The 25,615-nt window shown below is 36.9% G+C and carries 20 protein-coding genes, 1 tRNA gene and 2 pseudogenes; 16 read left to right on the plus strand and 7 right to left on the minus strand.

Features of this window, described 5'->3' with window-relative positions; all coding sequences use genetic code 11:
* Positions 1 to 15: 15 nt before the first annotated feature.
* The 4 genes and pseudogenes from A5482_RS06000 to A5482_RS06015 form a co-directional block, all read left to right on the plus strand.
* The gene (locus tag A5482_RS06000; protein ID WP_141712677.1) at positions 16 to 1,554 is read left to right on the plus strand and encodes a M16 family metallopeptidase; all 1,539 of its coding nucleotides are present in this window, start codon (positions 16 to 18) and stop codon (positions 1,552 to 1,554) included.
* A 193-nt stretch (positions 1,555 to 1,747) separates the two neighbouring features.
* Positions 1,748 to 1,973 (plus strand): annotated as a pseudogene (locus A5482_RS06005) (hypothetical protein); the annotation flags it as partial.
* A 56-nt stretch (positions 1,974 to 2,029) separates the two neighbouring features.
* Positions 2,030 to 2,929, plus strand: coding sequence for an IS5/IS1182 family transposase (locus tag A5482_RS06010; RefSeq protein WP_069790049.1), 900 nt, complete (start codon positions 2,030 to 2,032; stop codon positions 2,927 to 2,929).
* Positions 2,930 to 3,012: 83 nt separating this feature from the next.
* A pseudogene (locus A5482_RS06015) lies at positions 3,013 to 4,372 on the plus strand (dynamin family protein); the annotation flags it as partial.
* A gap of 62 nt (positions 4,373 to 4,434) precedes the next feature.
* On the opposite strand, the gene A5482_RS06020 reads toward A5482_RS06015, so the two are convergent.
* On the minus strand, positions 4,435 to 4,908 hold the full coding sequence (locus tag A5482_RS06020) for a hypothetical protein (RefSeq protein ID WP_069790439.1): 474 nt from the start codon (positions 4,906 to 4,908) through the stop codon (positions 4,435 to 4,437).
* Between the two features lie 103 nt (positions 4,909 to 5,011).
* Between A5482_RS06020 and folD the strand changes: the two genes are divergently transcribed.
* From folD to secG, 5 genes are all read left to right on the plus strand, one after another.
* Complete coding sequence (gene folD, locus A5482_RS06025) at positions 5,012 to 5,878, plus strand: bifunctional methylenetetrahydrofolate dehydrogenase/methenyltetrahydrofolate cyclohydrolase FolD (protein WP_069790438.1); 867 nt, start codon at positions 5,012 to 5,014, stop codon at positions 5,876 to 5,878.
* 1,276 nt (positions 5,879 to 7,154) lie between these two features.
* A complete protein-coding gene (locus A5482_RS06030) occupies positions 7,155 to 9,212 on the plus strand; it encodes an Rne/Rng family ribonuclease (RefSeq protein WP_069790436.1) in 2,058 nt (685 codons plus the stop codon).
* Between the two features lie 5 nt (positions 9,213 to 9,217).
* Positions 9,218 to 9,838 carry a ribonuclease HII gene (locus A5482_RS06035; RefSeq protein WP_242411925.1) on the plus strand — a complete coding sequence of 207 codons (621 nt, stop codon included), beginning with the start codon at positions 9,218 to 9,220 and terminating at the stop codon, positions 9,836 to 9,838.
* 541 nt (positions 9,839 to 10,379) lie between these two features.
* Positions 10,380 to 11,978 (plus strand): 2,3-bisphosphoglycerate-independent phosphoglycerate mutase, encoded by a 1,599-nt coding sequence (gpmI, locus tag A5482_RS06040; protein ID WP_069790434.1) that lies wholly within the window; start codon positions 10,380 to 10,382, stop codon positions 11,976 to 11,978.
* Positions 11,979 to 12,075: 97 nt separating this feature from the next.
* On the plus strand, positions 12,076 to 12,309 hold the full coding sequence (gene secG / locus A5482_RS06045) for a preprotein translocase subunit SecG (protein WP_069790433.1): 234 nt from the start codon (positions 12,076 to 12,078) through the stop codon (positions 12,307 to 12,309).
* 61 nt (positions 12,310 to 12,370) lie between these two features.
* On the opposite strand, the gene A5482_RS06050 is transcribed toward secG, so the two are convergent.
* Complete coding sequence (locus tag A5482_RS06050; RefSeq protein ID WP_069790432.1) at positions 12,371 to 13,441, minus strand: AI-2E family transporter; 1,071 nt, start codon at positions 13,439 to 13,441, stop codon at positions 12,371 to 12,373.
* Between the two features lie 282 nt (positions 13,442 to 13,723).
* Here A5482_RS06050 and A5482_RS06055 point away from each other — a divergent pair, with 282 nt between their 5' ends.
* The 4 genes from A5482_RS06055 to A5482_RS06070 all read left to right on the plus strand — a co-directional run bounded on the left by A5482_RS06055 (position 13,724) and on the right by A5482_RS06070 (position 17,875).
* Positions 13,724 to 13,912, plus strand: a complete 189-nt coding sequence (locus A5482_RS06055; protein WP_069790443.1) for a hypothetical protein — start codon at positions 13,724 to 13,726, stop codon at positions 13,910 to 13,912.
* Positions 13,913 to 14,098: 186 nt separating this feature from the next.
* A complete protein-coding gene (locus A5482_RS06060; RefSeq protein ID WP_242411924.1) occupies positions 14,099 to 14,803 on the plus strand; it encodes a hypothetical protein in 705 nt (234 codons plus the stop codon).
* A gap of 92 nt (positions 14,804 to 14,895) precedes the next feature.
* Positions 14,896 to 16,227 (plus strand): sensor histidine kinase, encoded by a 1,332-nt coding sequence (locus A5482_RS06065; protein ID WP_069790431.1) that lies wholly within the window; start codon positions 14,896 to 14,898, stop codon positions 16,225 to 16,227.
* Positions 16,214 to 17,875: an ABC1 kinase family protein gene (locus A5482_RS06070; RefSeq protein WP_069790430.1), complete on the plus strand. Its 1,662-nt coding sequence runs from the start codon at positions 16,214 to 16,216 to the stop codon at positions 17,873 to 17,875. Before A5482_RS06065 ends, A5482_RS06070 begins: the two co-directional genes overlap by 14 nt.
* 171 nt (positions 17,876 to 18,046) lie before the next feature.
* Here A5482_RS06070 and sds read toward each other — a convergent pair whose 3' ends face one another.
* Positions 18,047 to 19,018 (minus strand): solanesyl diphosphate synthase, encoded by a 972-nt coding sequence (sds, locus tag A5482_RS06075; RefSeq protein WP_069790429.1) that lies wholly within the window; start codon positions 19,016 to 19,018, stop codon positions 18,047 to 18,049.
* 614 nt (positions 19,019 to 19,632) lie between these two features.
* On the opposite strand from sds, the gene A5482_RS06080 reads away from it, so the two are divergent.
* Positions 19,633 to 19,899, plus strand: coding sequence for a hypothetical protein (locus A5482_RS06080; protein ID WP_069790428.1), 267 nt, complete (start codon positions 19,633 to 19,635; stop codon positions 19,897 to 19,899).
* Between the two features lie 57 nt (positions 19,900 to 19,956).
* A complete protein-coding gene (locus A5482_RS06085) occupies positions 19,957 to 20,760 on the plus strand; it encodes a uroporphyrinogen-III synthase (RefSeq protein ID WP_069790427.1) in 804 nt (267 codons plus the stop codon).
* Between the two features lie 232 nt (positions 20,761 to 20,992).
* On the opposite strand, the gene A5482_RS06090 is transcribed toward A5482_RS06085, so the two are convergent.
* Positions 20,993 to 22,108, minus strand: coding sequence for a glycosyltransferase family 4 protein (locus tag A5482_RS06090; RefSeq protein ID WP_446684824.1), 1,116 nt, complete (start codon positions 22,106 to 22,108; stop codon positions 20,993 to 20,995).
* Between the two features lie 236 nt (positions 22,109 to 22,344).
* On the opposite strand from A5482_RS06090, the gene A5482_RS06095 reads away from it, so the two are divergent.
* Positions 22,345 to 22,416 (plus strand) — tRNA-Lys (locus A5482_RS06095).
* 19 nt (positions 22,417 to 22,435) lie between these two features.
* Here A5482_RS06095 and A5482_RS06100 read toward each other — a convergent pair.
* The 3 genes from A5482_RS06100 to A5482_RS06110 form a co-directional block, all read right to left on the minus strand.
* Positions 22,436 to 23,305: an aldose epimerase family protein gene (locus tag A5482_RS06100; protein ID WP_069790442.1), complete on the minus strand. Its 870-nt coding sequence runs from the start codon at positions 23,303 to 23,305 to the stop codon at positions 22,436 to 22,438.
* A 16-nt stretch (positions 23,306 to 23,321) separates the two neighbouring features.
* Complete coding sequence (locus tag A5482_RS06105) at positions 23,322 to 24,002, minus strand: diacylglycerol/polyprenol kinase family protein (RefSeq protein ID WP_069790425.1); 681 nt, start codon at positions 24,000 to 24,002, stop codon at positions 23,322 to 23,324.
* A gap of 190 nt (positions 24,003 to 24,192) precedes the next feature.
* Positions 24,193 to 25,557 carry an IctB family putative bicarbonate transporter gene (locus tag A5482_RS06110; protein WP_069790424.1) on the minus strand — a complete coding sequence of 455 codons (1,365 nt, stop codon included), beginning with the start codon at positions 25,555 to 25,557 and terminating at the stop codon, positions 24,193 to 24,195.
* Positions 25,558 to 25,615 lie beyond the last annotated feature (58 nt).

The following is a 25,615-nucleotide window of genomic DNA, read 5'->3' on the forward strand; positions in this document are numbered from 1 at the left end:
TCATATATCCTATTCATGAAATCATCTGCTTCAGTCCTAAAAAGAATATTTAATCTATTATTAGTAACTTTATTAATTTGGAATTTTAACCTTAATTCTGCCTTTGCTCAAGCTCAGGAAAATCGGTCAATTACTCCTTATTTAGAACAGGTAAAAAATAATGTCACTGAATTTACCCTTAACAATGGTTTAAAATTTATTATCCTTGAAAACCATCAAGCCCCCATTGTTTCCTTTGTTACGTATGTAGATGTAGGGGCAGTGGATGAACCAGAAGGACAAACAGGAGTAGCCCATTATTTAGAACATTTAGCCTTTAAAGGAACATCGGAAATTGGCACTATTAATTATGAAGAAGAAAAGCCTCTTTTAGAAAAATTAGACAGTCTTTTTGATCAAATTCAGAAAGCAAGGGCAGAAAATGATCCAGAAAAATTAGCTCAGTTAGAAGCTCAATTTAGGGAAGTAAATCAACAAGCCAGTGAGTATGTAAACCAAAATGAGTTTGGGCAAATTGTAGAAATTGAGGGGGGCGTTGGCTTAAATGCTGCTACTTCCGCCGACTATACGGCTTATTTTTATAATTTTCCTTCCAATAAACTAGAGTTGTGGATGTATCTTGAATCCAATCGATTTTTAGATCCTGTATTTAGGGAATATTACGAAGAAAAAGATGTAATTTTGGAGGAAAGGAGACTACGCACGGATAACTCTGCCATCGGTAAAATGGTGGAGGAATTTTTGTTAACTGCCTTTGTTTCCCACCCTTATCGTCGCCCTGTCATTGGTTTTGAGGAAGATATTCGTAATTTGACTACGGCGAATGTACAAGACTTTTTTGATACTCACTACGGGGGCAGTAATATTACCATTGCTATGGTAGGTGATGTTAACCCTGATGAAGCTAGAAGCATGGCGCAAGAATATTTTGGACGTTTTCCCGACAGTGTTAAACCTTCTTCCCTTACTATAAACGAGCCTGAGCAACGGGAAACCAGAAACGTGGTGGTGGAATATCCTTCTCAGCCTTTATATTTCGAGGGTTATCACATTCCTAGCTTAAACGATCCTGATTATGTGGTTTATGAGATTATGGGCTCGATTTTAAGTGATGGGCGCACTTCTCGTCTATATAAGTCTTTGGTAGAGGAGGAAAAGGTTGCCCTCAGTGTATCTGGCTTTAGTGGTTTTCCTGGTAACAAGTACGAAAATTTGATGTTGTTTTATGGAGTTTCTGCCCCAGGGCGATCGCTCGATGAATTAGCCATAGAATTGGATAAGGAGATAGAAAAGCTAAAAACAGAGTTGGTATCAACGGAAGAGTTAGAAAGGGTGAAAACCCAAGCCACGGCAAATTTATTGCGCTCAGTAAATTCTAATTCGGGCATGGCAAATCTTTTGGCACAATATCAAGCAAAAACAGGGGATTGGCGTAATGTCTTTACTCGCCTAGAGGCGATTAATGCTGTTAGTGCCGAGGATATACAAAGGTTAGCCCAACAAACTTTTACCGACGAACATAAAACCATCGGTAAGTTAGAAACGGTTAGTTAGTTATTGGGGGTTAGGTTTTAGGGGAAATAATTGAGAATGGATAATTATTGCCTCCTGCCTAGCCTCATAATTCCACTTTTTCATCTTTTAAAGACAGGACACTGGTATATGACAATAAATAAATTAATGTTTCCAATTCATCAAAAATAGTCATAATGTAGTTGAATATATATCAAAAACATTTTTTATCCCCATGCCAAGTATTCACCCCCAATGTCAAGATTTAGCGTCTCAAGTAAATCAAATCATTGAACTATTACAAAAAAATGCCGAGTTAAGGGTACATCATGATACCTCATCCCTTGAAACTTCGCTACAAAAGGCGATCGATCGCCCCTAAATTTGAAATCGTCTTTGCAGGGGCATTCAGTGCGGGAAAATCCATGTTAATTAACGCCCTTCTCGAAAGAGAATTATTAGAGTTGTTGCGAAATAGGAGATAATAGAGAAAACTGACTAAGTAAAAAGAAGTAGAATGTTAAATATTGACAAAATACTTAATCAAGATCGACTCCTCAGAGCCACCACAGGATTGAATCGCAAGGCATTTGATGATTTATTAGTCAGTTTTGAGTCGGTTTATCTTTCATTATCACAAAAAAGTGACTCTTCTCGTCAGAGACGCTTTGGCGGAGGTCGAAAATCTCATCTCAAAACCATTGAGCAGAAACTTTTCTATATTCTATTTTATTTAAAATGTTATCCAACATTTGATTTAGCTGCTATTCTCTTTGATTGTGACCGAAGTCAAGCTTATCGATGGAGTCATAAACTACAAGAGGTTTTAGAAAAAACATTAAATGAAAAACAGGTATTGCCAAAAAGGAAAATTAGCACAATTCAAGAGTTCAGGGAATATTTTCCCGATGTGGAAAGAGTGATGATTGACGGGGTGGAAAGACCGATTAATCGACCACAAGACAAGAAAAAACAAAAAGAAAATTACTCAGGAAAAAAGAAAAGACACACCCGTAAAAATCTAGCGGTAGTAAGCCCAGAAAAAAAGATATTACAGTTAACACCCACCTGTAATGGCAAAATTCATGATAAAAAAATCCATGATCAATTTGACTTGATTGGGGGAATACCAGATATGGTGAAAGTACAAGCAGATTCGGGATTTCAAGGAGTGCAAAAAATGTATGATAATGTCTTTTTACCTCAAAAAAAACCGAGAGGGGGAGAGTTGACGGTGGAACAAAAAGAGGAAAATAGAGAATTATCAAGGGAAAGAGTAGGATGTGAGAACGCTTTTGCAGGGGTAAAAAGATACTATGCTGTATCATCAGTTTATAGAAATAGAACGCCAGAATTTGATGACAAACTAATGGTAACAGCTTGTGGATTATGGAATTTATATTTGGAAGTAGCATAAAATAAAATCAGGAATAAGAAAAATCCCATTAACTTTATTTAATATTCAACATTAAAGCTATCTCCTACTATTTCGCAACAACTCTATTATATAGTGCCGAAGGACACGCCACAGGTACAGAGTGTTATATAGAATACGCCCCACCCCAAGAAGAAAGGGTAGTTTTAACCTTCCTCAGTGAAGCAGAAATCAGGAGTCAGGCTTCTATCCTTGCCCAAATTCTCAACATTGATTTAACCGATGTCAATATCAATCAAACCGTTATTGTTGATGAATTAAAAGTCATTTGTGATGATCTCATTCGTCAGGAAGGAGGGCATAATAAATCAGAATTGGGAAAACAGGCTAATGCCCTCAAACTATTACTATCAGGATTTGAAGCCAACCGAGAAAAAATCCGCACCATTGAAAATGCCACCTATTCCATGGAGCAATTTAATTTTAGTAATCTCAGTGAGGCAGCTAGTTATGCCCGACGGGGAAAAAATTCAGCGGTATTAAAACGTCTTGACTACTACTGTTATCATCCTCTCCTCGAAGACGGTAACGTGTTGGTGGATTTGCCTGGCATTGATGCCCCCATCAAAAAGGATGCTGAATTAGCTTACCGCAAAATTGAAGATGCTAATACTTCCGCTGTGGTATGTGTACTAAAACCCGCCTCAGCAGGGGATTTAACCCAAGCAGAAACAGATTTATTAGAGAGACTAAAGACTAATCCTGCCATTCGAGATCGAGTTTTTTATGTGTTTAATCGTATTGATCAAACTTGGTACAATGGACAGTTGAGACAGCGTTTAGATAGTTTAATAAATAGTGAATTTAACCATACCAATCGTATTTATAAAACCAGTGGTTTATTAGGTTTTTAATCTCTATCGTTTACTGGGTGATGATGGCGGTATTGAAAAAGAGTTGCAAAATTTACAAACTAAGTTACTGTATGCGCTACAATCTGAAGCTAGTACAGAGTGCGATCGCTACGTAAGGGAAAGTCCTCAATTTTACAGCGAAGGTACATTTTCCATCTACCAATTTCGGGAAACCCTGAAGCAAACTTCCCAAGCCTATGATTCATCTGCTATGGTAGAATCTGAACCTGCCATCCGTCAACTATTGCGCCTTGATTTTGAGCCGAAAATCGATCGCACCATACGCCAAGTTTTTCGTCAAACCATCAACCAAACCATCAAAACTAATTTGATACCCATGGCGAAGCAGATGGCGGACAATATTTTGCAAAAATATGATGTTGCAAGGGAAAACCTCAAGCAAACCCTCGAACAAGAAGCGAAGGAAAAAATTGCCTATAATCAACAGTTGACACAAAAATTAAAATCTGACGGCATAATTTATAACCAAGCTGTTACTAATATAAATAGTTGCTTGGAAGCTATGGAGATTAATGGTCATGATTTACCTTTAGTTAATATTATCGATTAACTAGGCTTTTGTAAAAAAGTGCTTTGGTTAGGATGGGGAATGAAAAATTAATTTATTTAACCTCATCCCTCGCTATCCGTTTCTGGGGTTTGATTATCTTTCTCAGATTCCATCGTATCATCAGCGTTAATTTCCTCTTCCATATCATTTTCAGAAAGATTAGTTTCCTCTTCAACTATTTCTTTGAGATAAAAACTACTCATATCCTCTTCCCCAATGATAATCTCCTCCCGTTTAACCATTGCTTGGGAGGAAATTGTTTGACCTATTTCTGGCTTTTTGCCCGTTGTCATTACCCAGATAGAGCCTGTATTATCTTCTATTTCATAAGCATATCCATTGACTAAGGGGATAACGTTTTTGACTGTACCCTCTACTTTAACCTGAACATCATTATCCTGCTCTAATGTTGATATGGTTTCTATATTCACTTGATTTTCTCCCGCAAAACCCCCATTAATAAGGTAGGCACAGCTAGAAGTGAGGAGGGAAGTAACGATTAAAACAGAACGCCAAGAGTAAAAAAATCGATTCATAAGTAAATAATTACAATAAAATGACCATAAAGGAAAGTATGCTTATATAATCATCAAAAGTTAAAGTTCAAGTATCATAATAACTCAGATAATTATTACTAACATGGTTGCTAAAATCTTAGACGGTAAAAGTTTAGCCCAGAAAATACAAACCAAGCTACAAACCCAAATTAGTGAGCAGGTAGCCCAAGGAAAAAGAGCGCCCGGATTAGCAGTGTTGATGGTGGGAGATAACCCCGCTAGTGCCGTTTATGTACGCAACAAGGAAAAATCCTGTCAAAAAGTCGGCATGGAGTCTTTTAGCCGTCATTTTCCCGCCAATGCTACCCAAGAAGAGTTAGAAAGTGCGATCGCACAGTTAAACCAAGACGAGCGGGTAGATGGAATTTTAGTACAACTCCCCCTACCTTCTCACCTAGATTCCGTTGGTTTACTCCTCAAAATTCTCCCCGAAAAAGATGCCGATGGACTTCACCCATACAACCTCGGAAAATTAGTTAGACAAGAAAAAGGATTACGCAGTTGCACCCCCGCAGGAGTCATGGAAATCCTCAAAGAATACAACATCGACATCGCAGGAAAAAAAGCCGTCGTCGTGGGTAGGAGTATCCTTGTGGGTAAACCCCTCGCCCTCATGTTATTAGAAGAAAACGCCACCATCACCATCGCCCATTCTCGCACCCCTAACCTAGCCGAAGTCACCAAAGATGCTGATATACTCGTCGCAGCGGTGGGCAAACCAGAAATGATTACCGCTGACATGGTAAAACCAGGTGCCGTAGTCATTGACGTGGGTATCAATCGCATCGAAACAGCAGAAGGAAAAGGAAAATTGGTAGGAGATGTTGACTACGAAGCCATTAAAGATATTACTTCTTATATTACCCCAGTACCAGGGGGAGTTGGCCCCATGACGGTGGCAATGTTATTACAAAATACCTACCTTAGTTATTTAATGAAAAACCAATGATAGTAAAGGAAAGCGTTGTCAATTTTAGATATGATTTCTAATTATTGACAATCATGATAATATCTTTATATCTCAGTGGTGAGCATTACTAACTGATGTTACGCAAAAATATAATTAGTTTGAGATGGTAAAAACGTTGGATGTTCATATTGTGTTTGTACACGTGCTGGTTAGGGGGCTAGGAGTTAGGCAAGGGGCTTAAGCCCCTTGTTAAAACTTAACTTATAAATGAGTGCGTAACGTCAGTTACTAAATTATATTCCATATTACAACCCAAGGAACCCCTAAAAGGGAAGAGAAATAATGTAGGATAAACTTATTTTCTTAAGGTGTAATGGCTAAATTACCGAAAAATGGTAAAATCGGTTAAAATAATATAAAATCAACAACAAACTTTAGAAAAACTATCAATAGTTCCCACAAAGTTTGTCCTATGAAAATAAACTGTTTTTCATTGTTCCATAGGAAAAAAGATGAAACCTGATACTAGGAGTCTTTTTCTTCCCTCTCTTCTTCTACCCAACAAAAATTTTTACCATCTGAATACTATAGCCTTAGCTCCAGTAAATATTAAAACCATTGAATATCATTCAGAAGATTTATATGTTTTATCTGATAGAAAGTCGATTTCAGTATTCTATAAAAAAAAGGTTTTAGGTGTTGGAGTAATAAATAATTCCTAAGATAATTGGATTTATCTTAAATAACCTCCAGACTAGAACAAAAAAATTCGGTTTTGATGAGATTGCGGTTAAGTTAAGCTAATCAGTTTTGTTTAACTTGTGTAAATTTGTATAGCAGTCTAGGGATGGTGAAGATGGAATGTTTTTTAGGAAATGACTATTGTTTTAGTGATTTAGGTAGGAGATATATAACCATAATTAATGGCATAAGATTTATATGAAAAAAAGGAAGTGATCTTGAAATATTAATTTATAAATACCACCCACTTAAATTTTATTACTATATATTATAGTTGACAAAAAAGTATTAATTTTAATATAGTCAAAACTTCTTTTGTACTTTAATAACTCATTTTGTTTTTTAAAACTACCAATAATAGTATTTGTAAGGAAACTGTGGTGGTAATCCTGTTTCGATTATGAGGTTTTAATTCCCCTAGCTATTATGGCTTGATGGTGCTACCTCTCTACAAAGGGAGAAAATTAAGTTAAAATTTGGATAAATTATTTAGGGGAACTATATCCACATTTTTAGTCTGTTTAAAAGTAATTTTTCATATTGATAAAGATTTAAAAATTTCGAGGAATATTGAATGTCAAAACAAATAATAATTGCTGAAAAAAATCATATTGCGGCGGTTTTTGCAGAAGATCAAATTCAAGAGTTGGTAGTCGCTACAGGAAATCAACAGGTAGGAGATATTTATTTAGGAACGGTAGAAAACGTAATTTCTGGTATTGATGCGGCTTTTGTCAATATTGGTGATGCGGAAAAAAATGGTTTTATCCATGTAACCGATTTAGGTCCCCTTCGGTTACGGAGAAATGCAGCGGCTATTACGGAATTATTAAGCCCCCATCAAAAGGTTTTAGTTCAGGTAATGAAAGAGCCTACGGGCAATAAAGGCCCTCGTTTAACGGGTAATATTAGTTTACCAGGGCGTTATCTCGTATTGATGCCCAATGGTAAGGGGGTAAGTTTATCCCGTCGCATCAAGAATGAAAATGAAAGAAATCGTCTCAGGGCATTGTCTATTCTTTCTAAACCGGCGGGAATGGGTTTATTGGTGCGTACGGAAGCGGAGGGGAAAGCGGAAGAGACTATCATCGAGGATTTAGAGTTTTTACAGAAACAGTGGGAAAAAATTAAACAGGAAGCAAATACCGTAAAAGCTCCAGCGTTGTTAAATCGTGACGATGATTTTATTCAAAGGGTATTACGGGATATGTACACAGACGAGGTTAATCGCATTGTGGTTGACTCGGATAATAGTGTTAAGCGAGTGAAAAAACAGCTTAATGATTGGAGTGCAAGTCGTCATCCTAGCGGAGTGGTGATTGAATGTCATCAAGGTTATACTTCCATTTTGGATTATTTCCGAGTAAATGCAGCCATTAAAGAAGCTCTGAAACCTAGGGTTGATCTACCTTCTGGAGGTTATATTATCATTGAGCCAACGGAAGCATTGACAGTGATTGATGTCAACTCTGGTTCGTTTACTAACTCGGCTACTTCTCGCCAGACGGTTTCTTGGACAAATAGGGAAGCGGCGGTAGAAATTGCTCGACAGTTGAAGTTGCGTAACATTGGTGGGGTAATTATTGTCGATTTTATCGATATGGATTCCCGTCAGGATAAGTTGGACTTAATTCAAGATTTTGAGAAGGCGTTGAAGTCGGATAAGGCAGCACCGCAAATTGCTCAGTTGACGGAGTTGGGATTAGTGGAGTTGACGAGGAAGCGTCAGGGTAAAAATATTTATGAGTTGTTTGCCCAGACTTGTTCTCAGTGCGGGGGTTTGGGTGTTATGGCTCATCTACCAGGACATCAAGACATTGAAACGGTGACGAATTTTAGTCAGCCTGTGGTGATTACTAAGGGGGTTGAGAAGCCAACTATTGATGATAGTAAACCGATTATCAATGTCAGTAATGATGGGGCTATTTCCCCAGATGAGAAGGATAGTGCCTCGGTGAATGGTGCTAGGGAAACGGAAAGTAGTCGCCGTCGCCGTCGTCGTGATGGGCTAGATAAGGATGATACGACGAATAATAATGGTACAAGCAATAAGAATGGTAATGAGGGGGATTCTCCGAAACCTGAGCGTAAGGAGCGCACTTATTTATCCAGAAGCGCCCGTCGAGATGAGACTACGTTGGAGAAAGTGGTGGTAACGATGTCGGAGGCACAACAGGATATTTATGCGATGATGGGGGTTTCTCCTTTGTTACATTTGGATCGGGAAATTAAGGATCCTAAGTCGGTGTTGGTTTATGTGAAGTCTCCTGATGAGTCTTTGTCTCAAGAGGATGATAATTTATCGGATAAAACGGTAGAGAAGGATTCGGAGGTTATTTTTAGTTCTTCTTCGGTGGATATGGGCGATGATTCTCATAATGAGCAGGAGAAGGATGTTAAGGTTGAGATGTCTCTGCCTTTGAGACTTGAGGAGAGTTATGAGGGTGATGTTGAAGTGGTTGAGGAGGATGATGATAATAGTTTACCTGTGGAGTCTGAGGAAGAGGTAATGACAAAGGTGTCTGAGCCTGAAACCATAGCGGAAGCGGTGGTTAAGGAGGCTTTAAATGGCGATCGCCCTGTGGTGCGTACCCGTCGTCGTCGTTCTAAAACTGGCAAGTCTGAGGAGTAATGGTGATGGATGATGGCTTTGCCCTTGATTCTCTTTCCCCCACTGCTTTGGTTGCGGGGGTTGATGAGGTGGGGCGAGGTTGTCTATTTGGGGAGGTAGTAGCGGTGGCGGTGGTGATGCCTGTAAGTGCGATCGCCCTTTTGGCTGATTTAGGAGTAAAAGACAGTAAAAAGTTAAGCCCGAAGAAACGAGAAGCCCTAGTACCTCAAATTCAATCCTTGGTGACGGATTATGCTGTGGGGGTGGTAGATGTGGCAACCATCGACAAAATTAACATCCTTCAGGCTTCTTTGTCGGCAATGTATGACGCACTGACTCAGTTAAAACATACCCCTGAGCTTTGTTTGGTGGATGGTAATCAGGCTATTTCTCGGCTACCATATCCCCAGATTACTATGGTACAGGGTGATGGGCGATCGCCCCTAATTGCCGCTGCCAGTATTTTAGCCAAGGTATGGCGAGACGAAAAAATGGTGGAGTATAGCCAACAATACCCCCATTATGACCTTGAGCATAATAAAGGTTATGGTAGCAAAAAACATATTCGGGCGATCGGGCAATATGGCATCACCCCCCATCATCGTCGCTCCTTTGCCCCTGTTTCCCGACAACTTAACCTATTTTGACCACGAAATCATCATCATAAGGTTAATTCCTTTTTCTTCCCATGAAAATCATTAAAACTTTTTATCAATTATATAGTCAATATTTATCAAAAAATCTAAGGTAAATCAAATATAAAAATAATTTAATTTTTTATTTAGAATTGCCTTAAACAGTCTATATATAATGGTTATTATTTGTTTTTAAAACTTATAAAGTAATCTAAACCTGTTTATATAAACATTAATCCTGTATATCAAATGCTATGCAATGGATATGATTGACAAGACTTTGAATGAGTAATCATTATCTGATCAATAAATTTTAGAACTAGGGTCATAGACCTATGGATTAACAGAGATAATAATTTCTTGAAAATCAAGTATATTTTGTGTTTTTTTTAGTGAGAATAAATAATTTTCTCAACCTCCAAAGTAAGATAGCATAAGGCTTTTTAAGATTTGCGGATAACTCTTTACGGTTAATTGTTCCCTGTTCACTCTTTCAATGTTATTATCGAATTGCAGCTAATTAGACAATTTTAGAAGACTAGGAATAAGTATTATGAGTCAGGCGGCAATTTCTCCAGTGGTGCTAGTAATATTAGATGGATGGGGTTTTCGTGAGGATGATCGGGGAAATGCGATCGCCCTTGCCAATACTCCTATAATGGATACATTAACCCAAGTCTATCCCCATACCCTTATCAGTGCTTCAGGGAAGGCGGTGGGACTCCCCCATGGACAGATGGGAAATTCAGAAGTAGGACATTTAAACATCGGGGCTGGTAGGGTTGTACCCCAAGAATTGGTTAGAATTTCCGATGCCGTAGAAGATGGCTCAATATTTAATAACTCTGCCCTTGAATCCGTATGTCAGGATGTCATCAAATCTGAAAGCAAATTACACTTAATCGGCTTATGCTCTGATGGGGGAGTACACTCCCATTTAGACCATTTAATCGGTTTACTAGACTTAGCCAAGTTACAGGGAATTAGTGACGTTTGTGTCCATGTTATTACCGATGGACGAGATACCAACCCTAGTGACGCTATCAACTATGTTAAGGCGATTCAAGAACATATCGACAAAATTGGTGTGGGTAAAATTGTAACTGTTTGTGGACGTTATTTTGCCATGGATAGAGATCGTCGTTGGGACAGAACCAAAAAAGCCTATGATTTATATACCCAAGATGATAACATCATCCAAAAAAGTGCCGAAACTCTTATCCAAGAATCGTATAATCAAGACATAAACGACGAATTCATCGAACCCACTCGCCTCGCCCCCGGTGCCATCGAAGCACAAGATGGAGTAATATTTTATAACTTCCGTCCTGATAGGGCTCGTCAACTATGCTACGCCCTTACTATGGAAAAGTTTGATGGTTTTGAAAGAGAATTAATAAAACCTCTGAGCTTTGCTACTTTCACTCAATACGATCCCAATTTACCAGTAAAAGTAGCCTTTGAACCAGAACAACTTACCAACCTTCTAGGGGAAGTCATTGCCAACGCAGGATTAAAACAATTTCGTACTTCTGAAACCGAAAAATATCCCCATGTCACTTACTTTTTCAACGGTGGATTAGAGCAACCCTTCGAGGGGGAAGACAGAGAATTAGTGCAAAGCCCCATGGTATCCACTTATGATAAAGCCCCCGCTATGTCCGCCGAAAAGTTAACTCAAGTAGCCTGTCAAGCCATCACCAAGGGGGAATATGCCTTTGTGGTGTTAAACTATGCTAACCCTGATATGGTAGGACATACGGGAATGTTAGATAAGGCAGTGGAAGCCATTGAGGCGGTGGATAGATGTTTAGGAAAACTATTAGAAGCCATTAACCAAGTTAGTGGTACAGTGATAATTACCGCAGACCATGGTAATGCGGAATATATGAGTGATGAGGAAAATAATCCTTGGACTGCTCACACCACCAATAAAGTACCTTTTATTCTCATCGAAGGGGAAAAACGCAAAATCCCCGGTCATGGTGGTGATGTAAATCTTCGGGATGATGGTAAACTGGCGGATATTGCCCCTACTATCCTCGAAATTTTACAACTACCTCAACCTGCGGAGATGACGGGGCGATCGATGATCGTTAAAGCAGGGTATGATGTTAAGCAAAGTCGCACCCCTGTTAGTATTTCGGTGTAGATTATCGCACCTTCTCCCTATCGATGCTTTTCTTCTATTCCATAATCAGCCATAATAGGGAAGGCATCCATAGTAAAATTATTCATATATTAACTACATGACAGCTTATCAAATTGTACAAATCGTATGGGCAGTATCAGCCCTATTACTAATCGTGGTAGTCTTACTCCATTCTCCCAAAGGAGATGGTCTAGGAGGCATTGGCGGACAAGCACAATTATTTACCAGTGTGAAAACCGCAGAGGCTACTCTTAACCGTATCACATGGGCCTTGAGTATTACCTTCGTTGCCCTCACTGTGGTTTTGAGTGCGGGTTGGGTAGTTAGCTAATACGACCACTGATTGAGGATAGATAGTGACTAAGTTAGGTGGGTATTGCCCACCACTTTTTTTAGGCTATTTTTTCCCCATTCTCTTCAGGGTTAACTGCAACGGGTAAATTTTCTCCTTGCCATTTATCCAAAATATCTTTAAACAACAACTCCTCAGCCCAAGTTTTAACCACGACTGTCAAAGGAAGCGCTAGTAATAAACCAATTATTCCGAAAGACTGGGCAAAAAATATTTGAGCAAAAAGAGTGATGGCGGGAAGTAAAGAAACCTTATCTGCCATTACCTTTGGGGTTAGCCAATAGCTTTCGATGGTTTGAATGATAAAATACCAAATTAAAATTGCTACAATTTTCCACGGGGAATCGAGTAGTGCAATCATAACAGGAAAGACAACGCTAATGGTAGGACCAATATTGGGAATAAAATTCAAAAGTCCAGCCAAAAGGGCATGAACTAAAACTAATCTTACTTGAAATATTAACAAACCAGCACCACTTAAAGTGCCAATAAATAGACAATTAACTAAAATTCCACTCAGCCAACTAACAATGGCAATTTCACTTTTATCAAATATTTCTGAGGCACGACGGCGATAAAAAGAGGGAAAGAGTTTGAGGCAATAACGACGATAACGGGAAGGATTTAGTAAAAAAACAACAGTCAGAAATAAAACAAAGACAATTTGTAATGTTACGGCGACAACATTAGAAAATACGACTAAAAAGTTATTAACTAAATTACTGCTAAGACTGGAATAATTACCGATAACATCATTAAAACTAGGTACGGCAAAATTACCCTCTAAATAGTTTGAGTAAAACTCTTCTAAACTAGGGTTTATCTCTTCCCAAACTTTGGGTAAAGTATTAATCAATAGTTGAAACTGTTCAATAAAGGGCGGTAAAATAACCACTACTAATATATTAAAAACAAGTAAACTGATAAGTCCGATAACTAGGGTGGCGTATTTACGACTAACATTGAAATTTAAAAATATCCTGACTAAACGATTCAATGCCACGGCAAATATTGTTGCCATGAAAATTAATAAAATTAATTGTTTAATTTTCCACAGTACATAAAGTGAAATTAAAAATACTAAAAATCCTATCGATTGTCCAAAGTTCATAAAATTAATTAGTACAATGTAAATTTAGTAATTGGTTACCATACTTAGTAATATAAAAATTATTTTGCTTTTATTTTTTATATTTTTTTACCAAAAGTTGTTATTTTTTATAATTAGCAATATAGTTGTTTCGATGAATTAAGTTATTCTTATTAAAATACTATTTACTAAATGAAAGAACCAAATGAATTAATTCTTTTAATTTAATTGATAAAAACCAATAAAGAAAGTATTTTTTATAGTAAAATCATTTTAAAGCCCTGTGAGCATAAAAATATTAATATGGATAATCAAAATAATCATAATCCCTTTGTCCTAGAATTAGGTATTAGTATTCTAACCCCTCCAATTCTTTTGGGATTAAGGATTAGTCGTGAAATGGGAGGTATGATGGATAGCCTAGGGAAAGCTAGTGAAGAAATTTTCCGAGGGCAACATTTACCCATACTCAAAAGTCAACCAAAAACTTAATTAACATCTCAGCCCAAAATGTGATAACTTTTTGACAAGATTATTTTTCACTGGGAGTTAATGGCACAAAAAACCTTCTCCTTGCGTAGAAAGTAAAATGTACGGCATCCCTCGTCAATATAATCTTTGATTTAGTGATGGGAGAATGTCCAAAGCAAAAAAACCATAGTCAAGGAAAAAGTTACCGTGGCTTCCCACTATCAGCATTCCGACAAAAAAATAATATCTTCCTCCCAGTCCCACAAGAATCGCTATAAAATTTTAGCAGGTAATGGGTGTCATCAGGCGATCGCCGAGGTTCATGGTATATTAGTACCCCCCACTGAAGAAAATAGTTGTCATAACCTAATATTGCCCGATGGTTGCGTCTTGGAAGCCACCTTTAAAGATGCAAGGCTAAAATGGTTAGCCCACAATAGAGAAGGAGTTTTAGGGGCCCATTGGTTTCGAGGCTATCCCAAAATGAAAAATAACAAATTGGTGGGATTACAAATTATTGCTTGGGATATGAATATGCCTACCAATGAAAGAGGTTGGGAAACATGGGAATTTATAGGAGTGTGGACAGTACAAAAAAATCTCACTGTACAGCGCTCTATGGGCTTAAAAGAAGTACGACAACAAGCCAGAGAAACGGGTTTTATTAAAAAATTTAAATACACTTTTAATAATACCTATGATTGGTTAAAAAATAAAAAGTTGTGGAGTGGCTATGTTTACAAAATACTTTGTCGTCGAGAAGGAGATTCCCTTAAAATACAAAAAGTAATCCCTTATGCTTGTCCTCGTACAAAACCCTTACCTCGAAATAAAAATCATAACCATCGAGAATTGTCTCATACTAAACCCAAATTAGATTCCAATACCACTTACCATAAACCAGTGAAATAAAAATAATTGATAATAACTAGCTAGTTGTTAAATTTTCTGGAATAAGTAAGTATGATAGAGGATATTGATTAAGGGCTAATAATATTATTTAAATGGACGCTATTTTTGATCTTGATTTGATTAACACCGTAAAAGTCCTTAAACTAAATAGACTTTCCATTATACGGTTTAAATACGATCATATTACTCAATCCTATCAAAAAAATAAACCTATACCTTCGGCTACCCTAGAAAAGGTTTTTGATTGTTGTGAGTCTCAAAATTATGATGCGGATAAAGAAATAAAATATTATGAATTATCTAAATCTTCTCTTATATCCCATGGATGGAAAACTGCCCCAGATGTATTAATACTAGATACTTTACAAGACATTAATAAATACGTCGAAGGGGGAGACTGGACAGAAGTTTTTGACCTTCATTTAATCAATTCATTATTATTTATTCCTCTTTATTTAGAAAGACAAAAAACTAAATATCAACCTAATATTTTGGGTAGTTTAATTTTACAAAGCTACAGCCCAAAAATATGGAGTAATGCTGAAATAGAGGCTTTTAAATGGATTGGCAAAAAAGTAACTTCTGATATTATTAATCAACAAACTGTTAAGAAAGTTCAATCTCTGGTAAACGAGCGCACCAGTCAACTAAGATTTAGCCTCGATGTACAGGCAAAATTATCTAATAAACTAAGATTTCATTTAGAGGAATTAAGAGAATCTAATAAGGTAAAGGATGAGTTTATTGCTAGTATGAGTGATGCTCTAAAAACTCCTTTATCTAACTTAAAAACAGGAATAAAAATGCTTAAGTTACGTAATGTCAATGAATCTTTAGAACTTTACATAGATATTTTAGAACAGGAATGCGACAAGGAAATTAACTTGGTTGATAATCTTTTGACTATTCAAAAGTTAAGAGTAAAAGAGATGGAAATTAGCCCTCAAAAAGTACATATTTCATCTTTTTTACAAGATATTCGTCAGAAGTTTATGGAGAAATTAACGGAATCTCAACTTAGTTTAAATGTTAATGCTCAGTTAGATTTTTTATTAACAGACTTGAACAGTTTTGATTTAATTATTAAGGAGTTAATTTTTAATGCCATCAAGTTTTCTACCGCTCAAACAGTGATATATTTAATCATTGAAAAACATCTGAATAATTTTATCATTGAAATATCTAATATTGGAGCAGAAATTGCGGCAGAGGAACAAGAAAATATTTTTCAACCTTTTTATCAGGGTAATAACGTTGAAAATGTAACTAATGGGGGTACTGGATTAGGACTTGCTTTAGTTAAGTCCTTGGTAGAGAATTTAAATGGTACTATTGAAGTTTCTAGTATTTTATCTCCTAATTCTAAGGACTATATTAACACTTTTACCATAACTTTACCGCAAGAAGTGCATGAAGTTTACTGAGCCGAATATATCATGGGAGCGTAGTAGTTATTCCCCCCTCAAACGTCAATGGCAGATTTTTAATATCGCCTTCCGATTTACATTTTATCTTTTACAAGATTTTTGTTTCAGAAAAAATAGTTCTTTTCAACGACATAAAAGAGCTAAATGGTTAGTTGATAAGTTAATAGAATTAGGTCCTACTTTTATTAAAATTGGTCAGGCATTATCTACTCGTCCTGATTTAATTCCTGTAGAATATATTACCGAACTTAGTAAGTTACAAGATCGAGTTCCTGCTTTTGCATCGGAAGAGGCGATCGCCCTTATCGAAGCAGAATTAAACACATCTATATATAGTATCTATCAAGAATTTGAACCCATCCCCATCGCCGCAGCTAGTTTAGGACAGGTACATTGGGCAAGATTAAGAACAGGGGAAGAAGTAGTAATTAAAGTACAAAGAAAAGGATTAGATAAATTATTTAACCTCGATTTTCAAGTATTAAAACAAATTATTAATCTAGGTAATCGTATTTTGCCAGGGTTTAAAAAGTATGAATTAAAATTAGTTTATCAAGAATTTTTTGAACTTTTATTTTCTGAAATAGATTACATAAACGAAGGAAAAAATGCCGAGCGTTTTCGTAATAATTTTCATAACTATCCCAAAGTAGTTGCCCCGAAAGTATATTGGCAATATACCACCGCCACCATTTTAACCCTCGAATATCTTCCTGGTATCAAAATTAACGATAAAGAAGCCCTCCAAAAAAAAGCTATTGCCCTCAAACCCCTTATCGAAACTGGTATTTGTAGTTACCTAAAACAACTATTAGAAGACGGATTTTTCCAAACAGACCCCCATCCTGGTAATATGGCAGTAAGGGATGATGGTGCGATTATTTTCTACGACTTTGGCACCATGGCAGAAGTGAAAGGATTAGCCCAAGAACAAATGGTTCAAACTTTTTTTGCTATCCTACGGAAAGATACAGATAAAGTGCTAGATATGCTTATTTACATGGGTTTAATCGAGCGTATGACAGATATGAGTGCAGTGAAAAGATTGATTAGTTTTCTCCTTGAAAAATTTAGAGATAAACCCATAGATGTCAACGCATTTCAAGAAATAAGCACCGAGATTTATGTCATGTTTGAGCAACAACCTTTCCGTTTACCACCCCAAATGACATTTATCGTCAAGGCTTTAACTACCCTCGATGGCATAGCCCGAAATTTAGATCCAGAATACAACTTAATGGCCGCTAGTCAACCATTTATCAAAAATATTATTCGCTCAGGAAATCAAGGAAATCTATTAGTAACTGTTTTTAATCAGACAAAAATATTTATCAAGGAAAAAATCAATAAACCCTCCTCCCTTGAAAGTTTTATGCAAGAATTTCAAGCCAAACTAGACGGCGGAGAATTACAGTTGAGGGTGCGCTCTTTAGAAAATGAAAGGATGTTTAAAAATATTTATTTAGCCCTAAAAAGCATTCTTTATGGCTCTTTAATGGGTTTTTCTTTACTAAATGCCATTTTACTGGTTTCAACTATTTATAGTCAATGGGCAGTAATTTTATTTGGTTTAACAGGATTATTCTCCCTCTTTTTTATCCGTTCAATTATTACTTTAACTCTACAAGAAAGATTTTTAAAATAATTTAACGAAATAGGTACTTGTCATAATATTAAAAATATTGAAAGTTTATGGTAATTTGATAGTGTTTCATATCACAATTAAGCGATGCTGTTTCTCGTTTACTCCCATAAATAACTAAGAATAAAAAAGACAAATTAAAAACAACTTTAATTATCCATTCTCAACTATCAATTATTTAATTCTGCTTAAAAGATAATCAGTCAATTCCATCAAAGCCTGAGTAGAAGGGGAAGGGGATAAACAATCTAACTCCTGTAAAGCTAACTTACTGTGATGTTCAGCCATTGCCCTAGATTTTTCTATACCCTGACTATCATAAACTAATTTGAGGGCTTGATCTAAATCTCCCTCCTCACTAAATTCCCTCTCAATAAGCATAGTAAGGGAAGGATTTTCCTCCATAGCAAATATAACAGGGGCCGTTAAATTTCCACTAGCTAAATCTGAGCCTCCTGGCTTCCCTAAAACCTCTGTCGGGGAGGTAAAATCTAAAATATCATCCACAATTTGGAAAGCTAATCCGAGATTTTTACCATAGTTATAAATTTTTTGTGCCGTTTCCTCACTGGTATCACTCAATACGGCGGCAGCCTTGGCACTATTAGCCATCAAAGAAGCGGTTTTAAAATAACTCTTTTGTAAATACTTTTCTAAAGATACATCCGTGTCAAAGCAACTCAAACCCTGCTGAATTTCCCCTTCCGCAAAATCCCTAATTACCTCAGATAATAACTTGACTACCTGTAAATTATCTAGGTTTGCCAAATACCATGACGACTGGGCAAAGAGAAAATCCCCTGCTAAAACAGCAATGCGATTACCAAATAAACTATTCACCGTGGGAACTTGTCTTCTTAATTCTGCATCATCAACTACATCATCATGAACCAAACTAGCAGTATGAATCATCTCTGTGATTTCTGCTAGGCGCCGATGGCGAGAGGTTATGTCTTCTTTTTCCATGGTGGCACGAGACACGAGTAATACAATCGCTGGGCGAATTCTTTTTCCCCCTGCACTGAATAAATGCTCTGCTGCCGCTCCTAGAATGGGATGTTGGGCGCCTACTAATTTGGTTAAATTGTCGATTAGGAGGTGCAAATCTTGGTCAACGGGCTGAAATAGTGAGGTTACAGTTGTCATTGATGAGTTGTATTAGCAAAAATAGTTTACGAAAGTTCACATATCTTATTACTATTTTAAGCTATGGTTTGCTTACTGACACGGCAACTCTTCATCTTCCCATACTTTGAAACAAAACAAAAGCATCCAATTCTATATTTGACAAGGGTTATGGCTTGAGAAAAAAAATAAAAAAAATTCTAATTTTTGAAAATCTATGCTATCATATACTCAGGGAATAAATAACTTTCTCTTAAGTTTAAAAAAACTCTCACGCTAAAATCTGTCGTGAATATTTGTGGCTTTAGGCGTAGCTTGATTAGAGTTGAAAGCCTCGACTTTTAGTGAACAGGGTTTTATCAGTAATATGTGAGTGTGAGGATAGATGGTTTGACCTTGTTTGGGGTTAAGTCTGGTTTCTTTTTCATCTCCCATCTCCTTTGTGCTACCTATGGATTTTTAATAGCCCCGTAGATAAATAATTATTGAGGAGTTTTTGAAAATAGTAACGGTTATTTTTGGTTACTAATGGGGTAGTGAGACAAAGTTAATATGCCTGTTAAAGATTCAAGCTGAATTTACGACAAAAGCGGACGTAATTTTTATTCATAATATATATCGGTGCAACTACAGTGATGGATTGCAATGCTTTGCGGTGCAAATTTGAAGCTGTTTGCTTAGATATACTCTATAGCCAATGCTATTTTATTCCTGAACATTTTGATCCTCGTTGGTTAAAAGTGTTTGATTTTTGGTTTGTTGTTACCCTTATTTGCGGAGGTTTTTCCATGCTCATTCCTTTTCTCGCCCTCATTTATGTATTACTGGTTTATATTTTATTGTTAATTGCTCAAAGGTTTAAAAAACTTAATGATAAGTCCACAACGGACATAAATAGTTGACAGTTTGCCAAGGACGGTTGAAAATCGATAAATGGTTTTATAACAACTGTCCTCAGCATGCCTACATATACAGACAATTATCCTTTAGCTGGACAAACTATTTTAGTTACCCGTGCTATCTCTTCTTCTAGTCAGTTTCGGAAAATGCTGGAGGAAAAAGGGGCAACGGTGTTTGAGTTGCCAGCGCTGGAGATTACCCCCCCTTCTAGTTGGGATGGGTTGGATAGTGCGATCGCACATATAAATGATTTTGAGTGGATAATTCTTACCAGTGCCAATGGGGTAAACTATTTTTGGCAGAGATTAGAAAAAGCTGGAAAAAACCAAACAGACTTAAAAGGAATCAAAATTGCGGTGGTGGGAAAAAAAACCGCCCAAGTTTTGCAGGAGTATCATCTACAAGCAGACTTTATTCCCCCTGATTTTATCGCCGACTCCATGGCGGAGAATTTTCCAGAGTCATTGGGGGGAAAACAAATTCTCTTCCCTCGGGTAGAAACTGGGGGGAGGGAAATTCTGGTGCAAGATTTAACCCAAAAGGGGGCGCACATAACGGAGGTATCGGCTTATCAGTCGGGTTGCCCCAAGGAAATGGATGAGACGATATTAGATGCTCTACAAAATGGCATTATCGATATGATTACTTTTGCTAGCTCTAAAACTGTGCGTAATTTTTATACCATGGTAAAGGCACAATGTCCCCATAATACCCTTTCTTTATTTAATCACATTGCGATCGCCTCTATCGGACCCCAAACTTCTGCTACTTGTCAAGAAATCTTTGGCAAGGTTGACATTGAAGCCCAAGAATATACCCTCGATGGATTGGTAAGGGCTATAGTGGAGAAAGTGAGAGGATAATTGACCATTAAAATATATTTTTTACCTATCCGATTCCCCGAACTTTATTTATTAACTGACGTTACGCACTCATTTATAAGTTAAGTTTTATCTGTAAATTTTAACAAGGGGCTTAAGCCCCTTGCCCAACTCCTAGCCCCTTACCCAGCACGTGTACAAACACAATATGAACATCCAACGTTTTTACCATCTTAAACTAATTATATTTTTGCGTAACATCAGTTATGAAAATTTAATTTTCTATCAACTCCATCAACCTTTTATCTAACACCTGTAAACTAAACTTTTTAACAGTCTCTTCCCGTAACCATTCCCCATGACAACGGGGGTCTTTTCCTTGTAAAATTTCTATACAGGCACTAGCCACCCCATCAGCATCTCGATGGGGTACTCTCCAGCCCAAACGTCCATCCTGTAAAGGATCTGCCGATCCGTCATTATCTCCACTTAATACGGGCTTACCACAAGCCATCGCCTCTAAGTAAACAATGCCAAAACCTTCTTGAGAGGGCATAATATAAGCGTTACAGACTTGATAATGGCTGACTAATTCGGAGGTAGGAATAAAACCTGCAAAGATGACTTTATTTTCTATACCTAAATCTTGGGTCAATTTTTTGAGTCTGGCTTTATCATCTCCTCTACCCACTACCAAATATTTTACATCAGGATAGGTTTCTAATATTTTCGGTAATGCCCTGATGGTGACATCTACCCCTTTATAAATATCCCCTGACCATAATCTAGCTACGGTCAATAATACCCTACTATTTCCTAAGTTATATTTTTCGATTAATTCTTTGGGTTTTGGGGCGATGGTAAATCTATCCGCATCTACCACACAGGGCAGGATGTCTATTTTATCCTTCTCAATTTTATTCGATTCATAAATGCGATCGCAACTATAACGGCTAATGGTCAAAATTTGATTAGCATCATCCAAAACCTGTCTTTCTTTGGGGGGTAAAGTATCCCATACCTCCTTACCATAAGTTAAAACCGTATAGGGAATATTAAACAAACCACAAAACAACCTCGTAATGCCCCCTAACTTAATATGTCCACAAAAAACCCGCTGAGGACGATTTATGAGCAAAAATAGAAAAAAACTAACTATAAACCTAATTCTGCCCACCATGGGCGAAGCATGAAAAAAACCCTCAAATCCCAAATTACCCTCCATTAAATCATCATCCACAGGGTATTTATCCCGCAAAACAAAAACCTGCCCCCGATAATCTAACTTTTGATACCCCCTCAAAACATCCTTCACATAGGATTGGATACCCCCCTCTTGGATAAACACTTCTAAAAATAGAAATAAATGGTCTGGCTTTTTATGTTCCACTATCATCAACCGCACTAAACTTTGGCAACATTCTACCTTAACAGTAGTTTAAATTTTTGATAACTTTCTACTAACTCTTTCCCTAAAAAGTGGTTTGTGTGTAGTATGATTAAAACAAGACTAAACAACAAAGTTCCAAAGCATATCAATCTTTAAAAAAGATCTCAGAAAAACTTGCATCTTTAAAAAAACTTCGTTAGTATAGTTAATGTCGCTAAATTAAGTTGAAGCGATGAGGGTCGCTAGCTCAGCGGTAGAGCACTCGGCTTTTAACCGATTGGTCCTGAGTTCGAATCTCAGGCGACCCATAAATTCTGAGAAGTAAAGTTAAACGTTACTAACTTTGATTTCAAAATACCCCTCACAGCTTGTATTAGGTTCAAGGTTAGTTATCTTTTCTCCTGTGTTTAAACCATTCCTGGGGGCGCTCCAAGGTTCAAGACAAATGTAATTTTTACCTTTGAGAGTCCAAAAAACTAGGGTAGAAAAAAGCTCAGAATACTTTAATGATACCTTGATATTTCTTGTATGATTAACAAAAGAAGCAGTATCTGCAGTAATCTTTTTAAAGGCAATATCAATCTCATCTTGATTGTAGTCTAGTTCTCCAGAAAAAGGAAAAGTTTTGTCCCCTGCCTTATTGGTATATTCAGAAGCAGGAATATCTAAATCTAAACTATTCTTATCTTGGCACCAAAAATAAGGATGAAATCCCGCCGAAAAAGGCATTACTTGGTTTGACTTGTTATGGTATTGCTGTTTAATTATCAATCTATTTCCTACTAACTGATAAGTAAAACTCAACTCAAACTCAAAGGGATAAACTGATAAAGTCTCCTCATTGCTAGTCAATGTTAAGACTATTTCTGCCGCTTCATCCGTGGATTGAGAAGCAACCTCCCAAGGCAAATCCCTCGCAAAGCCATGTTGCTTTAATTGGTATTCCTTTCCCCCATAGGCAAATATATCATCGGGCAAATTTCCACAGATAGGAAACAAAATAGGATTACCTCCCCTGACACTTAATTGAGGATTTTTAAACCTTTCCTTGTCTAAATAAAATATATCCTGCCCATTCAATTTCCATGCCGTAATAATACCTCCTTTTTCTGGTACAACCTCCAAGCGAGAATTATTTTCCCTATCTTCTAAAATATAAGTTAAATAATCATCTTGTTTTATAGATATATGGAACATAAAATTAATCCTCTTTTTAAATAAAAAAATGTAATGAATAGTAGCAAAAAATTGCACTCAAAACGGGTACAGTTAAATTATCGATACCAACAATGGAAAAACTTTCTAAAATGGTAGCTATTAAAGCAGTTAACAAAGCAACTATTACAAAATAATACTGCCAAGGATAAACAAAAAATAAAATGATCAAAATAACGATCGCACTTACTACAAACATAGTAAACGAACCTTCCCAGCTTTTTGTACTCCTAAGAAACTGATACTTATTTTTGCCCCATTTTTGTCCGATAAGAGCCGCCGAAGCATCTCCCCATGTCATGATTAAAATACCGATAGCGGTAAATTGCGGTAAAGATTTATCCCAAAATAAAAAGGTTAAAATGCCAATACTTAAAGCATAAAATAAAGTACCTAAACTCTTTCTACCCACCCCATTAACACTAGGTAAAATTGGTAAAAAATAAGAAAGAATTGCCACAATACTCGCCCCGATAGATGCCAGTAAAATTAGATGACTAGGAATATTTAACCACCATGCTAACAGGATAACTTGACCTGCCCCGATGTGAACAATTTTTCTAGTTATTTCTGAATTCGCCTGATAATAACGCCGTAGGATTTCGGAGACAAGAATAAGAATGCCTAAATACAAACCAACTAATAAGATAGATAGGTTTTGATGAAACGGTAAAGTCATGAAGGTGGGGAATAGTTTACTTTAAAAGTTTTATGTATTAGTGCTTTTTGCCTAATGATAGTTATTGAAAAACTTCTACATTCCATTAAACATCGTTCATGGATAAAGAAAAAATATTGTTGTTTTGACTTCAAAATACTATTCCAAATTTAGCAATGCCAGAATAACCCTAATTGTCCATGGTCTATGGTTAATTGTCAATTTTTCTGTTGTCCATTGCCTTGAGAGGATAAGCGGCAATAATCCCAATTAATAACCACCATAGAGTATTGATTTGAGGGCGAAACCAGACGGTATCAAATACCCCTTGGGTGGCTAAACCTACCAAAGCGGCAAGACTGGCAATTATCCAAATGCCCATGGTATTATTTGCTTCCTTAAATATTTTGATTTCTGCCATTGCCCTTTTTAACACAGATACAAGGATACCCATAAAAAAAGTAATGCCAATAATTCCTGTTTCGAGGGGAATTTCTAAAAAGATAGAATAGGAACTTAGGGCGGTAAAATTAGTTTTCATATACAAAGGATAAATCTGGTTAAAAACTTGATTACCCAAACCTATGCCTGTGATGGGGTAATCTCGCATCATTTGAAATACTGCATACCAAACATTGATACGGAAGTTGTTACTACTGTCTCCCCGCCACGAAAACATACTCAAAATTCTTAACCTCAAAGGTTCAACTAAAATAATGGCAGTAATAATAAAAAGAGAAAATATACCCAAAATTATCGGCACTAACCATTTACGCCAAAAAGGAGAAAGATACTCCGCCCACCAATAATTTAACCCTAGTAAAAAGGTAAATAATAGGGCAATTAATGCTAACCATGCTCCTCTACTTCCTGTAAAGTAAATACAAGTGATATTGGTAACGACTATCACTAAGGCAAGGGCTTTTTGGGGTAAAGTTTTCCACATGATTAATGCCCCTAAACCAAGGGCAACGGCAGGAAGTAAATAACCTCCTAAAAGGTTGGGGTTGCCTAGATAGCTATAAACCCTTGTCAAATCAGCGGTTTGCAATGTTGTATCCGTCCATGTAGCAAGGGGGGTTACACCAATTATTTTTTGTCTAATACCGTAACCACTGACAATAAGGGAAATGAGGAGATAAGTGGTGGCTATCCATTCTAAAAGTTTTTTATGTTTAAATATCCTTGCACATAGGGCAAAAAATACGAGATAAAGACTAAATTTTACTAATCCTGAAAAGGAGGCTGTTTTGAGGGGGGAAAAGGCGGTGGAAATAATAGAGGCTAACCAGTAAAAGAATATCCACAGGTGAATGCTGGTAATTTGATTGGGGTTGGTTTCGGCGATGGTAAGCAGTAGCCAAAAGCTGCTAATGGCGAGTAACATTACCCCAATGAAGGTAGTGCTGGAAAAGGGGGCTAATATTAATAATATACATACCAGCATAGAGGCGATCGCATCTGAATATTGCAATAAATAACTGGTGTGATGCCAATTACTTAGTAAACCTACGCTTTTACCGATGAGGCTTGTTTTTCGCCATTGGCTGAGGGGATTTGATACGCTAGGATTCATTTTTCGTGGGTGGTGAAAGTTTTATTTTATATTCAAACGGTTTTCTCTCGCAAAACCC

It is taken from the genome of Cyanobacterium sp. IPPAS B-1200, from assembly GCF_001747005.2.
In the GTDB taxonomy this organism is placed as follows: domain Bacteria; phylum Cyanobacteriota; class Cyanobacteriia; order Cyanobacteriales; family Cyanobacteriaceae; genus Cyanobacterium.

What these genes read in the sequence shown, in the direction of transcription:
- A5482_RS06000 (WP_141712677.1), top strand. Translation starts at nt 16, where the DNA reads ATGAAATCATCTGCTTCAGTCCTAAAAAGAATATTTAATCTATTATTA.
- A5482_RS06010 (WP_069790049.1), top strand. Translation starts at nt 2,030, where the DNA reads ATGTTAAATATTGACAAAATACTTAATCAAGATCGACTCCTCAGAGCC.
- A5482_RS06020 (WP_069790439.1), bottom strand. Translation starts at nt 4,908, where the DNA reads ATGAATCGATTTTTTTACTCTTGGCGTTCTGTTTTAATCGTTACTTCC.
- folD (WP_069790438.1), top strand. Translation starts at nt 5,012, where the DNA reads ATGGTTGCTAAAATCTTAGACGGTAAAAGTTTAGCCCAGAAAATACAA.
- A5482_RS06030 (WP_069790436.1), top strand. Translation starts at nt 7,155, where the DNA reads ATGTCAAAACAAATAATAATTGCTGAAAAAAATCATATTGCGGCGGTT.
- A5482_RS06035 (WP_242411925.1), top strand. Translation starts at nt 9,218, where the DNA reads ATGGATGATGGCTTTGCCCTTGATTCTCTTTCCCCCACTGCTTTGGTT.
- gpmI (WP_069790434.1), top strand. Translation starts at nt 10,380, where the DNA reads ATGAGTCAGGCGGCAATTTCTCCAGTGGTGCTAGTAATATTAGATGGA.
- secG (WP_069790433.1), top strand. Translation starts at nt 12,076, where the DNA reads ATGACAGCTTATCAAATTGTACAAATCGTATGGGCAGTATCAGCCCTA.
- A5482_RS06050 (WP_069790432.1), bottom strand. Translation starts at nt 13,441, where the DNA reads ATGAACTTTGGACAATCGATAGGATTTTTAGTATTTTTAATTTCACTT.
- A5482_RS06055 (WP_069790443.1), top strand. Translation starts at nt 13,724, where the DNA reads ATGGATAATCAAAATAATCATAATCCCTTTGTCCTAGAATTAGGTATT.
- A5482_RS06065 (WP_069790431.1), top strand. Translation starts at nt 14,896, where the DNA reads ATGGACGCTATTTTTGATCTTGATTTGATTAACACCGTAAAAGTCCTT.
- A5482_RS06070 (WP_069790430.1), top strand. Translation starts at nt 16,214, where the DNA reads ATGAAGTTTACTGAGCCGAATATATCATGGGAGCGTAGTAGTTATTCC.
- sds (WP_069790429.1), bottom strand. Translation starts at nt 19,018, where the DNA reads ATGACAACTGTAACCTCACTATTTCAGCCCGTTGACCAAGATTTGCAC.
- A5482_RS06080 (WP_069790428.1), top strand. Translation starts at nt 19,633, where the DNA reads ATGGATTGCAATGCTTTGCGGTGCAAATTTGAAGCTGTTTGCTTAGAT.
- A5482_RS06085 (WP_069790427.1), top strand. Translation starts at nt 19,957, where the DNA reads ATGCCTACATATACAGACAATTATCCTTTAGCTGGACAAACTATTTTA.
- A5482_RS06100 (WP_069790442.1), bottom strand. Translation starts at nt 23,305, where the DNA reads ATGTTCCATATATCTATAAAACAAGATGATTATTTAACTTATATTTTA.
- A5482_RS06105 (WP_069790425.1), bottom strand. Translation starts at nt 24,002, where the DNA reads ATGACTTTACCGTTTCATCAAAACCTATCTATCTTATTAGTTGGTTTG.
- A5482_RS06110 (WP_069790424.1), bottom strand. Translation starts at nt 25,557, where the DNA reads ATGAATCCTAGCGTATCAAATCCCCTCAGCCAATGGCGAAAAACAAGC.